Source organism: Actinomadura montaniterrae, assembly GCF_008923365.1.
GTDB lineage: Bacteria > Actinomycetota > Actinomycetes > Streptosporangiales > Streptosporangiaceae > Spirillospora > Spirillospora montaniterrae.
Window position 1 is genome coordinate 1 of the sequence record NZ_WBMR01000191.1, and the last position, 12,301, is coordinate 12,301.

Annotated in this window: 10 protein-coding genes and 1 pseudogene; 7 read left to right on the plus strand and 4 right to left on the minus strand. The window is 73.4% G+C overall.

Features of this window, described 5'->3' with window-relative positions:
- A partial coding sequence (locus tag F9B16_RS39260; protein ID WP_151545313.1) for a SpoIIE family protein phosphatase occupies nucleotides 1-1,177 on the minus strand: 1,177 nt, incomplete at its 3' end.
- Between the two features lie 217 nt (nucleotides 1,178-1,394).
- Between F9B16_RS39260 and F9B16_RS39265 the strand changes: the two genes are divergently transcribed.
- From F9B16_RS39265 to F9B16_RS39285, 5 genes are all read left to right on the plus strand, one after another.
- Entirely contained in the window at nucleotides 1,395-2,504 is a 1,110-nt protein-coding gene (locus F9B16_RS39265) for a M24 family metallopeptidase (protein ID WP_225992345.1), read from the plus strand.
- A gap of 228 nt (nucleotides 2,505-2,732) precedes the next feature.
- Complete coding sequence (locus F9B16_RS39270) at nucleotides 2,733-3,962, plus strand: ABC transporter ATP-binding protein (RefSeq protein WP_151545315.1); 1,230 nt, start codon at nucleotides 2,733-2,735, stop codon at nucleotides 3,960-3,962.
- Nucleotides 3,959-5,299, plus strand: coding sequence for an ABC transporter substrate-binding protein (locus tag F9B16_RS39275; RefSeq protein WP_151545316.1), 1,341 nt, complete (start codon nucleotides 3,959-3,961; stop codon nucleotides 5,297-5,299). Before F9B16_RS39270 ends, F9B16_RS39275 begins: the two co-directional genes overlap by 4 nt.
- 18 nt (nucleotides 5,300-5,317) lie before the next feature.
- Nucleotides 5,318-6,694, plus strand: a complete 1,377-nt coding sequence (locus F9B16_RS39280; protein ID WP_151545317.1) for an ABC transporter permease — start codon at nucleotides 5,318-5,320, stop codon at nucleotides 6,692-6,694.
- Between the two features lie 87 nt (nucleotides 6,695-6,781).
- Nucleotides 6,782-7,639 carry a carbohydrate ABC transporter permease gene (locus F9B16_RS39285; RefSeq protein ID WP_264159845.1) on the plus strand — a complete coding sequence of 286 codons (858 nt, stop codon included), beginning with the start codon at nucleotides 6,782-6,784 and terminating at the stop codon, nucleotides 7,637-7,639.
- A 93-nt stretch (nucleotides 7,640-7,732) separates the two neighbouring features.
- On the opposite strand, the gene F9B16_RS39290 is transcribed toward F9B16_RS39285, so the two are convergent.
- A complete protein-coding gene (locus F9B16_RS39290) occupies nucleotides 7,733-8,980 on the minus strand; it encodes an ABC transporter ATP-binding protein (protein ID WP_151545319.1) in 1,248 nt (415 codons plus the stop codon).
- A 148-nt stretch (nucleotides 8,981-9,128) separates the two neighbouring features.
- Between F9B16_RS39290 and F9B16_RS39295 the strand changes: the two genes are divergently transcribed.
- Nucleotides 9,129-10,151 (plus strand): LacI family DNA-binding transcriptional regulator, encoded by a 1,023-nt coding sequence (locus F9B16_RS39295; protein ID WP_151545320.1) that lies wholly within the window; start codon nucleotides 9,129-9,131, stop codon nucleotides 10,149-10,151.
- 106 nt (nucleotides 10,152-10,257) lie between these two features.
- On the plus strand, nucleotides 10,258-10,698 hold the full coding sequence (locus F9B16_RS39300) for an Lrp/AsnC family transcriptional regulator (RefSeq protein ID WP_151545321.1): 441 nt from the start codon (nucleotides 10,258-10,260) through the stop codon (nucleotides 10,696-10,698).
- 39 nt (nucleotides 10,699-10,737) lie between these two features.
- Here F9B16_RS39300 and F9B16_RS39305 read toward each other — a convergent pair whose 3' ends face one another.
- Nucleotides 10,738-11,667: a TIGR03619 family F420-dependent LLM class oxidoreductase gene (locus F9B16_RS39305; protein WP_151545322.1), complete on the minus strand. Its 930-nt coding sequence runs from the start codon at nucleotides 11,665-11,667 to the stop codon at nucleotides 10,738-10,740.
- A gap of 78 nt (nucleotides 11,668-11,745) precedes the next feature.
- Nucleotides 11,746-12,301 (minus strand): annotated as a pseudogene (locus tag F9B16_RS53115) (ATPase); the annotation flags it as partial.

Sequence of the window (12,301 nt, forward strand, 5' to 3'; positions counted from 1 at the left end):
CCCGCGCCCAGGTCAGCACGCGGGGGCCGGGCTCGTAGCGGGCGGCGACGGCGCTCGCGGTCGGCGGCCGGTCCCGCCCGCGCGCGGGCCCGTCGAGCGGCGTCCGGTTCAGCAGCATCCGGTTCAGCGCCGCCAGCAGCCGGTCGGGCGCCGCGCCGGTGCAGGCCAGGCCGCTGAGCGCGTTGCGGACGCGCGCCATCCCGGCCGCGGCGGACGGGCCGTGCCCGGCGACGTCGCCGATCGCGAGGAACACCTCGCCGTCCGACAGCGCCGCCGCCTCGTACCAGTCGCCGCCGACCCGCGTCCCGCCGCACGCGGGCAGGTAGCGGACGGCGGCGCGCAGCCCCGGCAGGTCGCGGGGGCCGCGGGGCAGCGGCAGCAGGGCGCGCTGCAGCTCGACGGCGGTGCGCCGCTCCTCGGCGAGGCGGAGGTGCTGCCGCGCCAGCCGCAGGCGGGTCGCGGCGAGCAGGTCGTCGCGGCGGCCGCGCGCGGCGTCCTGGAAGACGACGCGGAGCGCGGCCGGCTCGCCGCCGGCGTCCAGGACGGGCTCGGCCATCGCCCGCAGGTGCCGGACGGTGCCTCCGGCGCGGACGCGGAGCTCCACGTCGGCGGGCTCGCGGCGGCCGAGCAGGGCGCGGGTGAAGTGCTCGGCGTGCGGCAGGTCGGCGGGGACGACGTGCTCGGCGAGCCGGTCCAGGGCCACCGGCCCGGCGGCGGGGTCCCGCCCGAACAGCTCGTACAGCCCGGCGGACCAGCGGGCCTCGCCGGTGGCCAGGTCCCAGCGGGCCCAGCCGAGGCCGCCGAGCCGCTCGACCAGTGCGAGCTGCGCGGCCGGGTCGGCGTCGTCGGCCGCGCTCGTGGCGTCGCCCGGGAGCGCGGCGCGCGGAAGCGGCACCTCGTTCACCGTGGCGGCCGGGAGGCGTTTCCGCCACGGGGTCTCCGGGACGGCGCCGAGCAGCAGCGCGGCGGCCGTCTCGGGCTCGACGCCCGCGCCGGCGGCGAGCTCCAGCAGCCGGTCGTAGGCGGTTTCCACGTCGCAGCCGAACCGCTCGGCCAGCACGCCCTTCGCCTGCTCGACGGTCGCCTGTTCGCCGGCGGCCTGCCCGGCGGGAGCGGGGGCGGGGACGCGGGCCGCCGCCGTATCCTCGCGTCCGGCGGTGTCTCGGGTGCGCCGCATCGGCTCAGCCGCGGCGCGGCGCCGCGGGCGGGCCGGGGCGGCGGCGGGACGGCGTTGTTGGGATCCTGGTGCGGTATCCGAGGCGGTGCGAACTGTGTCGGAGCACGGACAGAATGTAACAGGAGCAGGTCACAGGGGAGGAGGAAGCGGTGATCCGCGGCGCGGCCCACGCCCGGCGGCGGGGCGGCCCGGCACCGCGACCGGTATGGAGACGGATGTGACAACGGAGTTGTATCCGCGCGAGCGGCTGGGGCGGGTGCGCGAGGCGACCGCGAAGGCGGGCCTCGGCGCGGTCCTGCTGACGCCCGGCCCGGACCTGCGCTATGTCACGGGCTACGACGCCAAGCAGCTCGAGCGGCTCACCTGCCTGGTGGTTCCGGCGGACGGCGAGGCGTTCCTGGTCGTGCCGCGGCTGGAGCTGCCGGCGGCGCAGGAGTCGCCCGCGGGCGCGCTCGGCGTGGAGCTGGTCCCGTGGGACGAGACCGACGACCCGTACGCGCTGGTGGCGCGCCGCCTGCCGGGCGGCCTGGCGTCGGTGGGCGTGGCGGACCGGATGTGGGCGGTGATGGCGCTGCGGTTCCGCGCCGCGATGCCGGGCGCCGAGCAGGTCGCGGCGGGCGGGGTGCTGCGGGAGCTGCGGATGCGCAAGAGCGCCGCCGAGGTCGCGGCGCTGCGCGAGGCCGGCGCGGCGATCGACCGGGTGCACCGGCGCGTCCCGGAGTTCCTGCGCGCCGGCCGGACGGAGCGGGAGGTCGGCCGCGACATCGCCGACGCGATCATCGCGGAGGGCCACGAGGCCGTCGACTTCGTCATCGTCGGGTCGGGCCCGAACGGCGCGAACCCGCACGCCGAGCTGTCGGACCGGGTGATCCAGGCAGGTGAGCCGGTGGTGGTCGACATCGGCGGGACGATGCCGAGCGGCTACTGCTCGGACTCCACCCGCAACTACTGCGTGGGCGAGCCGCCCGCCGACTACGCCGCGTACTTCGCGGTGCTGGAGGAGGCGCAGCGGCTGTCGCGGGAGGCGGTGCGCCCGGGCGTGACGCCGGAGGCGGTGGACGCGGCGGCCCGCGACGTCATCGCGGCGGCGGGGCACGGCGAGCACTTCTTCCACCGCACCGGGCACGGCATCGGCCTGGAGTCGCACGAGGACCCCTACATCGTGGCGGGCAACCGCGAGCCGCTGGAGCCGGGAATGGCGTTCTCGATCGAGCCGGGCATCTACCCGGGCCCGCACGGCGCGCGCATCGAGGACATCGTCGTGTGCACCGAGGACGGCTACGAGGCCATGAACGTGACGGAGCGGGGATTGGTGGTCGTCGGCTGAACCACCCCGGGGCCGTCCGGGGGATGAGGGCGCGAAGGCGCGGGCGTTTTTCGTCCGCGCCTTCGGCTTGTTTTCGGTTGGCGGAAAATGACCCGGAAACGGGTCGGTAACGATCTCTGCACCAAATGCGTCAGGCGGTGCCGCGCGTATTGCGGTCCGGCCGTCCCGCCCTGTACCACCTTGTTTCAAGTTACGCCGGGGTAGCGCTTGTCAAGCAGAGGAGACGCCGTGGCAGAGGTCGACCTGACCAGCGTCGGGAAGGTCTATCCCGACGGGACGCGGGCCGTGACCGACCTGAACCTCAGCATCGCCGACGGCGAGTTCCTGGTGCTGGTCGGGCCGTCCGGCTGCGGCAAGACCACCGCCCTGCGGATGGTCGCCGGCCTGGAGGACATCTCCGAGGGCACCGTCACGATCGGCGGCCGCACCGTCAACCGGGTCCCCGCCCGCGACCGCGACGTCGCCATGGTCTTCCAGAGCTACGCGCTCTACCCGCACCTGTCGGTGCGCGACAACATCGGGTTCGGGCTGTCGCTGCGCAAGCTGCCGAAGAAGGAGATCCGGGAGAAGGTCGACCACGCCGCGGAGATCCTCGGCCTCACCGACCACCTGGACCGCAAGCCGCGCAACCTGTCCGGCGGCCAGCGCCAGCGGGTCGCGATGGGCCGCGCGATCGTCCGCGAGCCGCAGGCGTTCCTGATGGACGAGCCGCTGTCCAACCTCGACGCCAAGCTGCGCGTCCAGATGCGCGCCGAGATCGCCCGCATCCAGCGCGACCTCGGCGTCACCACGATCTACGTCACGCACGACCAGACCGAGGCGATGACGCTCGGCGACCGGGTCGCGGTGATGAAGAAGGGCGAGCTCCAGCAGGTGGCACCGCCGCAGGAGCTCTACGACCGGCCGGCGAACCTGTTCGTCGCCGGCTTCATCGGCTCACCCGCCATGAACCTGCTGCACGGCACGCTGTCCGGGGACGCGGCGAACCCGCGCCTGGAGATCGGCGGCCAGACCCTGGCGCTTCCGGCCGCGGTGCTGCACGAGCGCCCCGGCCTCGCGTCCTACCTCGGGCGCGACGTCGTCGTCGGCATCCGCCCCGAGGACATGGAGGACTCCGAGCTGGTGGAGGCGCCCGAGGGGTCCGCGCTGACCTCCACCGCCGACCTCGTGGAGGCGATGGGCTCGGACGTGCTGGTCCATTTCGCGGTCGAGGCCGCCCAGGTCGTCACCGAGGACACCAAGGAGCTCGCCCGCGACGCGGGGACCGACGTGCTGGGGCACATGGAGCGGCCCCGCACGGACCTGGTCGCGCGGTTCAGCCCCCGCACCCGCGTGAAGGTCGGCGACCCGGTGACGATCCGCGTCGACACCGGTCGCCTGCACTTCTTCGATATCGAGTCCGGCGCGTCGATCTGGGGATCGGACGCGGCCGGTTCGCCCAGGAAGGATGAGGGATGAGGGTCAGCAGAGGGATGGGCCGCAGGACGGTGGGCGCCGCCGTCGCGGCGGGACTGCTGCTGTCGGCCGCGGCCGCGTGCGGCGGTGGCGACGACGACAAGGGCGGCGGCTCGAAGACCTCGGCCGGGGGGACGGAGCTCAAGGGCGTCACCGTCTCGGTGGCCGCGAAATGGACCGGGACGGAGGAGACCAACTTCCGTAAGGTCCTGCAGGCGTTCGAGAAGCAGACGGGCGCGACCGTCCAGTACGCCTCGACCGGTGAGAACACCGACGCCTACCTCGGGCCGAAGCTGGCCGCGCACAACCCGCCGGACGTGGCGATCCTGCCGCAGCCGGGCCTGATGCAGCAGTACGCCGCGAAGGGCCAGCTCAAGCCGCTGGCGAGCGACGCCGAGGCGGAGGTGACGCAGAACTTCTCGCCGTACTGGAAGGACCTCGGTTCCTACCAGGGCAAGACCTACGGCGTGATCGCCAAGGCGGCCTACAAGTCGATCATCTGGTACCGGCCGCAGGCGTTCTCCGACGCGGGCGTGCAGCCCCCGGCGGCGTGGGCGGACCTGGTGAAGGACGCCGGCACGCTGCAGGACTCGGGGACCACCCCGTTCACGCTGGCCGCCGGCCCGCAGGACTCGTGGACGCTGACGGACTGGTTCGAGAACGTCTACCTCTCGCAGGCCGGCCCCGACAACTACGACAAGCTGGCCAAGCACGAGATCAAGTGGACCGACCCGACGGTCGCCAAGGCGCTGCAGACGCTCGCCGAGATCTGGGGCAAGCCGCAGTTCCTCAACGGCGGCGTCGCCACCGCGACCAAGACCAAGTTCGACGAGTCGATCACGCAGGTGTTCGGCCAGAACAAGGCCGCGATGGCCTACGGCGGCGACTTCGCCGCCGCCAACATCGCCACCACCAAGGCCAAGGTCGGCACCGACGCGAAGGTGTTCGCGTTCCCGAAGGCCGGCGACACCGCCCCGGCGATCCTCGGCGGCGACGTCGCGGTCGCGATGAAGGACGGCAAGGGCGCGCAGGCGCTGATGAAGTTCCTCGCCTCCCCGGAGGCCGGGAAGGTCTGGGCCGGGCTCGGCGGCTACCTGACGCCGAACAAGTCCGTCCCGCCGGACGCCTACTCCGACCCGATCGCCAAGCAGCTGATCCAGCAGATGCAGCAGGCCGGCGACAGCGCCCGCTACGACATGTCGGACCTCGCGCCCGCCGCGTTCGGCGCGACGCCGGGCGCCGGCGAGTGGGAGGCGCTGCGCCAGTTCGTGAGCAAGCCGACCGACGTCAAGGGGACGCAGGCCAAGCTGGAGGCCGCGGCCGCCAAGGCGTTCAAGTAGGGGAGCGGACGACCCCGGATGAAGCCTTCGAATGAGGGGGTGCCGCCGGCCGCCACGGCCGGCGGCGCCGCCGCCGTCACCGGCCCGGCCGCGCCGCGCCGCGGCGCTAGGGAGCGGCTGACCCCGCCGTCCTGGCTGGCGCTGCTGTTCCTGCTGCCCGCGCTGCTGCTGCTCGGCTTCCTGGTCGTGTACCCGATCGTCTACTCGGTGATCCGCAGCTTCTTCGACGCCTCGGGCGGCTCGTTCGTCGGCTTCGACAACTACACCGGGGTGTTCCAGGGGCACGACGACCTCGTCGCGGTGCGCAACACCGTGGTGTGGGTGGTGGTCGCGCCCACGCTCGTCACGATCATCGGGCTGTTCTTTGCCGTCCTCACCGAGCGGATCAGGTGGGCGACGGCGTTCAAGCTCGTGGTGTTCATGCCGATGGCGATCTCGTTCCTCGCCTCCGGCGTCATCTTCCGGCTGGTGTACCAGCAGGACCCCGACCAGGGCGTGGCCAACGCGGCGCTGGTCGCGATCCACGACACCTTCAAGTCGGGCACGACCTATCCGGGCGCGGGCCCGCGCACCGGCGGCGACCAGCTCGTCCACGAGCAGGGCGGCGCGGTGGTCGGGTCCGGTCCGGTGTCGGCGGGGCAGACCGCGCTGCTGCCCCTCGTCAAGGTCAAGCCCGAGTACCTGCCGAAGGACGCCAAGCCCGCCGCGCAGCCGCCGGCGGCGAAGGCCGGGCAGGTCACCGGCACCGTCTGGTTCGACTTCACCAAGGGCGGCGGCGGTGAGCTGAACAAGCCGAACGCCGGCGAGTCCGGGCTGCCGGGCGTCAAGGTGGAGGCGGTGCGCGGCGGGAAGGTCGTCGCGACGGCGACCACCGGCAAGGACGGCACGTTCACGCTGAAGAAGGTGTCGGGCGCCGTCACGGTGCGGCTGCCGAAGAGCAACTTCACCGCCTCCTACGGCGGCGCCGAATGGCTCGGCAGCACGCTCATCACGCCCGCGATCATCGGGTCGTACCTGTGGGTGTGGTCCGGGTTCGCGATGGTGCTGATCGCCGCGGGCCTGGCCGCGATCCCGCGCGACGCGCTGGAGGCGGCCCGGGTGGACGGCGCGACCGAGTGGCAGGTGTTCCGGCGGGTGACGATCCCGCTGCTCGCGCCGGTGCTGATGGTCGTGCTCGTCACGCTCGTCATCAACGTGCTGAAGGTCTTCGACCTGGTGTTCATCATCGGCGGCGGCGATCCGGACGCCAACGTGCTGGCGCTGGAGATGTGGACCAAGTCGTTCGGCGGCGGCAACGACCCCGGGGCGGGCAGCGCGATCGCGGTGCTGCTGTTCCTGCTGGTGCTGCCCGCCATGCTGTTCAACATCCGGCGACTGCGGCAGGAGCGGAAATGAGCACCGCGGACGGCACTGACGTCACCCCGGACGGCGCGCCGGGCGGCGACGGCGGCACGGGCGCCGGGACCGCCGCCGCGCCGGAGCGTGGCGTCGCGCCTGGTGGGCCGGGCCGGCGGCACGGTCGCGCAGGTGCTGCTGGTGCTGGTAGCGCTGTTCTGGCTGGTGCCGACGTTCGGCCTGTTCGTGGAGTCGCTGCGCTCCACCGAGGACAACAACGCCGGCGGCTGGTGGAAGGTGTTCTCCCACCCGTCCCAGATCACGACCAGCGCCTACGGTTCGCTGCTGGACAAGCCCGACTTCGTCGACTCGTTCTGGAACACCGTGCTGATCACGGTGCCGGCGACGGTGCTGGTGGTCGCGATCGCGTCGCTGGCGGCGTACGCGTTCGCGTGGCTGGAGTTCCCCGGCCGCGACTGGCTGTTCCTCATCGTCGTCGCGCTGCTGGTGGTGCCGGTGCAGGTCGCGCTGCTGCCGGTCGCGAAGCTGTACGGGAACATCGACGTCGGCGGGTTCAAGATGTACGGCTCGATCACCGGCGTGGTGCTGTTCCACGTCGCGTTCGGCCTGCCGTTCGCGATCTTCCTGCTGCGCAACTTCTTCGCCGCGATCCCCCGGGACCTGCTGGAGGCGGCGCGGATGGACGGCGGCTCGGAGTGGACGATCTTCCGGCGGGTGATCTTCCCGCTGGGCGGCCCGGCGATCGCGTCGCTCGGCATCTTCCAGTTCCTGTGGGTGTGGAACGACCTGCTGGTCGCGCTGGTGTTCGCCAACACCGGCGCGCAGCCGATGACCAAGTGGCTGCAGTCGCAGATGCGGCAGTTCACCGGCAACATCGACATCCTCGCGCCCGGCGCGTTCCTGTCGCTGCTGGTGCCGCTGGTCGTGTTCTTCGCCTTCCAGCGCTACTTCGTGCAGGGCGTCCTCGCCGGTTCGGTGAAGTAGCGGGCGCGCCGCCGCCGCGAAGCGGAGATACGTGAAGGCCCGTGCGGGACGATCCCGCACGGGCCTTCACGCGCTGTCAGCGAAGGGGCCGGGTCAGCCGGCGGCCTTCTTCAGGTCGGGCGCGGCGGCGGCCGCGGCGCCCGGGTGGCCGATCGCGAGGCCGCTGGCCGGGTCGAAGAAGTGCAGCCGCTTGGTGTCCACGGCCAGGTCGATGTCCTGCCCGGGGCGCACGTGCGAGCGGGAGTTGACGCGGGCGGTCCACAGCGCCTTGTTGTCCACCAGCGGGATCGCCATGTCGGCGTCGCCCTCGGCGGCGTCCTCGGCGAGGTCGGCGGTGTCCTTGTGCTCGACCGGCGGGGCGTCGATGGTGAAGATGACGTTGATCTCGCTGCCGAGCTCCTCGGTGACGCTGCTCTTCACCGACATCGGCGCCCAGTCCTGGTTGGCGTGCGCGGCGTCCTCGAAGTCGGACGGCCGGACGCCGAGGATGACCTCCCGGCCGATGTAGTCGCGCAGCGCGGGCCGGTCGTTGAGGATCGCGTCCGGCACCGGCAGCGTGAAGCCGGCGAACGAGACCTGCGCGCCGCCGTCGCCGCCGCCGAGCTGCGCCGTGACGAAGTTCATCGCGGGCGAGCCGATGAACCCGGCGACGAACATGTTGACCGGGTTGTCGAACAGCCGCTGCGGGGTGTCGACCTGCTGCAGCTTGCCCTCGCGCAGCACGCACACCCGCGAGCCGAGGGTCATCGCCTCGATCTGGTCGTGGGTGACGTAGACGGTGGTGACGCCGAGCCGCTCGTGCAGCTGGCTGAGCGAGGCACGCATGGACACGCGGAGCTTGGCGTCCAGGTTGGACAGCGGCTCGTCCATCAGGAACGCCTGCGGCTCGCGGACGATCGCGCGGCCCATCGCGACCCGCTGGCGCTGGCCGCCGGACAGGGCGGCGGGCTTGCGGGACAGGAACTGCTCCAGGCCGAGCATCTTGGCGGCCTCGAGCACCTTCTGCTTGATCTCCGACTTCGGCGTGCCGCGCAGCTTCAGGCCGAACGCCAGGTTCTGCTCGACCGTCATGTGCGGGTAGAGCGCGTAGTTCTGGAACACCATCGCGATGTCGCGGTCCTTGGGCGCCAGGTCGTTCACCACCTGGCCGCCGATGGAGATCTTGCCGCCGCTGATCTCCTCCAGACCGGCGATCATCCGCAGCGCGGTCGACTTGCCGCAGCCGGACGGACCGACGAGCACCATGAACTCGCCGTCCTCGATCGTCAGGTCCAGGCCGTCCACCGCCTTGACCCCGCCCGAGTAGATCTTGTCCACCCGGTCCAGCTTGATCTCGGCCATCCCGCCCCCTCTTGGAAACGTTTCCCGTCCACCCCTGCCCAGCAGGGCTTTCGCTCAATGGCTGGAGTAAACATCATGGAATCGTTTCCATGGGAGAGTTGATCAGGATAAGATCCGAGATCTGCGGATATGAAGGGGCGGGCAGCCGGTGGGGGACGGACGGTCGGCGACGATCAAGGACGTGGCGGCCGCGGCGGGCGTCGGCATCGCCACGGTCTCCCGGGTGTTCTCCGGCGGCTCGGTCAGCGCGGCCGCCCGCGAGCGGGTGCTCGCCGCCGCCGCCGAGCTCGACTACCGGCCGAGCGCCCTCGGCCGCGGCCTCAAGCTGCGCCGCAGCGGCGGCATCGGGCTCGTCCTGCCCGGCGTCACCGACCCGTTCCACGCCGAGCTGCTCGCCGGCGTGCTGGCCAGCGCCCGCACGCTCGGCGGGCACGTGATCGTGGAGGCGTCGGACGGCGACCCCGAGCGGGAGGCCGAGATCGTCGACCGGCTCGTCGAGCAGCGGGTGGACGGGATCATCGCGCTGCCCGCCGGGGACGTGGCCGACTGGCGCGCCGCCGTCCGGGTCTGCTCCAGCGTGGTGTTCGCCGACCGGGTGCTGCCCGGGCTGCCGGAGATCCCCGCCGTGCTCGCCGACGACGCCGGCGGCGTCCGGTCCCTGGTGGAGTACCTCGCCGGGCTCGGGCACCGGCGGATCGCCTTCCTCGGCGGCGCCGCGCCCGGCGACCGGCCCGGCGTGCGCGAGCGCGCGTTCCGCGACGCGCTGGCCCGGCTCGGCGTCCCGGTGGAGGAGGACCTGGTCGTCGCGGCCCGGCCCGCGCGGGACGCCGCGTACGCCGCCGCGGCGGGCCTGCTGCAGCGCCGCGCGGACGTCACCGCCGTGCTGGCCGCCGGGCACCTGCTGGGCGAGGCCGCCGTGCTGGTCGCCCGGGAGCTGGACCTGCGCGTCCCCGCCGACGTGTCGATCGCGATGGTGGACGACGTGGCATGGGCGGAGCTGTGCGACCCGCCGCTGACGGCGGTGGCGCGGCCGGGCCGCGACATCGGCCACCGGGCGTGCGAGCTGCTGCTGCGCGACCAGGCGCGGCGCGGCCGGGGCGGCCCGCTGCTGCTGCCGACCGAACTGGTGGTGCGGGGGAGCTGCGGCGCGTTGCGCGGCTCCCGGCGCTGACCCCCGGGCCCGGCCGGGCCCGGTCCCTCCGGGGAACGGGTGATTAGAACTGATCTGTGATCTGCCCGGGTCACGTCCACCGGCCGCGGCACGCTAGATTTCCCGCGTGGAGGAGATCGATCGTCAGATCATGGCGCTGCTGGCCGACGACGGGCGGATGAGTTTCACCGATCTGGCCAAGCGGACGGGCCTGTCGGTGTCGGCGGTGCACCAGCGGGTGCGGCGGCTGCAGAAGCGCGGCGTCATCCGGGGCTTCACCGCCCAGCTCGACAACGAGCAGATCGGGCTGCCCCTCACCGCGTTCGTGTCGATCAAGCCGATCGACCCGGCGGCGCCCGACGACGCCCCCGACCGGCTGGCGCACCTGGAGGCGATCGAGGCCTGCCACTCGGTGGCGGGCGACGAGAGCTACATCCTGAAGGTCCGCGTGGCGTCCCCCAACGAGCTGGAGGAGCTGCTGCAGCAGATCCGGGCCGCGGCGAACGTCGCCACCCGGACCACCGTCGTGCTCAGCACCCCGTGGGAGGGGCGCCGCCCGGCGCTGTGAGGACGCGCGCGGGCGGCCGCCCCCGGCGGCGGCGCGTGCTCACGAGCGCGGGGCGAAGGCCTCCAGCGCCTCGCGGGCCAGGTACATCGAGTCCCACGGGTCGGCGTCCGGGCCGGTCAGCTCCGGGTCGAAGTTCAGGTCGACGAACAGCTCGGTCACGCCCTGCTCCTCCAGCGCGGCGAAGTCGGCGATGATCTGCTCGTAGGTGCCGGTCAGGGGGCGCCGCTCGTCCTCGGGCGGCGCGGCCTCCTCGGTGCGCACCCGCACCGCGCCCCGGCAGACGAACCGCAGCGCCGCGGCGTCCCGGCCGGCCTTCGCCGCCGCGTCCCGGACGATCTCGATCGAGCGGCCGATCGCGGCGAGGTCGGCGCGGCTGGAGCTGACCCAGCCGGCGGCGAGCCGCCCGGCGCGGCGCAGCGCGCCCTCCGACGCGCCGCCGAGCAGGATCGGCGGCTCGGGCGCCTGCAGCGGCCGGGGGTCCATGGTGACGGGCGGGACGTCGTAGAACTCGCCGTGGAACTCGCTGACCTCGCCGGGCTCGCCCGTCCACATCGCGCGCAGCGCGGCGAGGAACTCCTCGGCGCGGGCGCCGCGGCGCTCCATCGACGCGCCGACCGCGGCGAACTCCTCGGGCATCCAGCCGTTGCCGAGCCCGAGGTCGAGCCGCCCGCCGGTGACGTGGTCGAGGGTGATCGCCTGCTTGGCGAGCATGGCGGGGGAGTAGAACGGCATGTTCGCCACGGCGACGCCCAGCCGCACCTGGCTGGTGTAGCCCGCGAGGTAGGCCAGCGTGACCAGCGGGTCGGGCACGTTGCGGTAGGTGTGGTCGGCCGAGCCGGCCGGGTTGACGACGCGCTGGAGCGTCCACAGGGAGTGGTAGCCGAGCTCCTCGGCCCGCTGCGCGATCAGCACCTGGTTGGCCGGGGTGGACCACGCCCCCGTCACCGGTACTGCGAACCCGATCTGCACGGCGCTCCTCCTCCTCGTCGGGCCGCACCTTACAGCGTCAAGGGCGGGGCTTGGTGCGGCTTGGTCAAAGCGCCGAATCTACCGGACTCGCGGCCGCCGGAACGCCTCCCGCAGCGCCGCGTGCGCGGCGGGCGGCGCGGCGAGGTGGTCCAGGCCGAGCAGCGCGGCGCCGAGCAGCGGCGGATCGTCCGGGACGATCAGCCGGGCGTGCGGCGCGAGTTCGGCGTAGCGCTCGGCGACCGCGTCCATCAGCAGCGGCCGGCGGGCGGCGAGCACGCCGCCGCCGAGCACCACGTCGGCGGGGGAGTCCAGCAGGCCGAGGCGGCGCAGCGCGACCGAGCCGAGGACGGCGATCTCCTCGGCCAGCCGCAGCACGACCTCGCGCGCCACCGCGTCGCCCGCCTCGGCGGTGCCGATCAGCACGGGGGCGAGGGAGGTGAGCCGGCCCTCGTCGAACTCGCCGAGGTGGATGCCGAGCCCGACGTCGATGGCACGGTCCACGCCGAAGTGGGCGGCGACCGCGCCGGTGAGCGCGGTGCGCGGGCCGCGGCCGTCCTCGCCGCGGACGGCGTGCCAGAGCGCGGCGCGGCCGAGCGCGCCGCCGCCGCCCCAGTCGCCGGTGTGCTCGCCGAGC

Bases quoted from the DNA above. Each gene is read 5' to 3' on its own strand.
- F9B16_RS39275 (WP_151545316.1), top strand. From the start codon at position 3,959: ATGAGGGTCAGCAGAGGGATGGGCCGCAGGACGGTGGGCGCCGCCGTC.
- F9B16_RS39280 (WP_151545317.1), top strand. From the start codon at position 5,318: ATGAAGCCTTCGAATGAGGGGGTGCCGCCGGCCGCCACGGCCGGCGGC.
- F9B16_RS39290 (WP_151545319.1), bottom strand. From the start codon at position 8,980: ATGGCCGAGATCAAGCTGGACCGGGTGGACAAGATCTACTCGGGCGGG.